Raw genomic sequence first — 458 nt, 5'->3', positions numbered from 1 at the left:
CAGGGTGTGCAGGGTGGCCCCGGTGGCGGTGTCCCAGATCCGCACCGCGCCGAAAAAGTCGGTGGTGGCGAGGTGGGTGCTGTCCGGGCTGAACGCCACCGTCCTCACCCCGCCCATGGGGCGGGTCAGGGTGTGCAGGGTGGCCCCGGTGGAGGGGTCCGAGATCCGCGCCGTGTCGTCGGTGCCGACGGTGGCGAGGTGGGTGCCGTCCGGGCTGAACGCCACCGCCCTCACCCCGCCCATGGGGCGGGTCAGGGTGCGCAGGACTGCCCCGGTGGCGGTGTCCCAGATCCGCACCGTGCCGTCGGTGCCGCCGGTGGCGAGGTGGGTGCCGTCCGGGCTGAACGCCACCACCCTCACCTCGCCCATGGGGCGGGTCAGGGTGCGCAGGACTGCCCCGGTGGCGGTGTCCCAGATCCGCACCGTGCCGTCGGTGCCGCCGGTGGCGAGGTGGGTGC

General features: G+C 74.9%; 1 pseudogene. It reads right to left on the bottom strand.

The window, feature by feature from the left end:
- A pseudogene (locus ABZ899_RS32215) lies at nucleotides 1–458 on the bottom strand (hypothetical protein); the annotation flags it as partial.

This window comes from Streptomyces sp. NPDC046859 (assembly GCF_040645135.1).
Classification (GTDB): Bacteria; Actinomycetota; Actinomycetes; order Streptomycetales; family Streptomycetaceae; genus Streptomyces.
The sequence above is the reverse complement of the archived record's forward strand: the minus strand, read 5'-3'. Positions and strand labels throughout refer to the sequence as shown.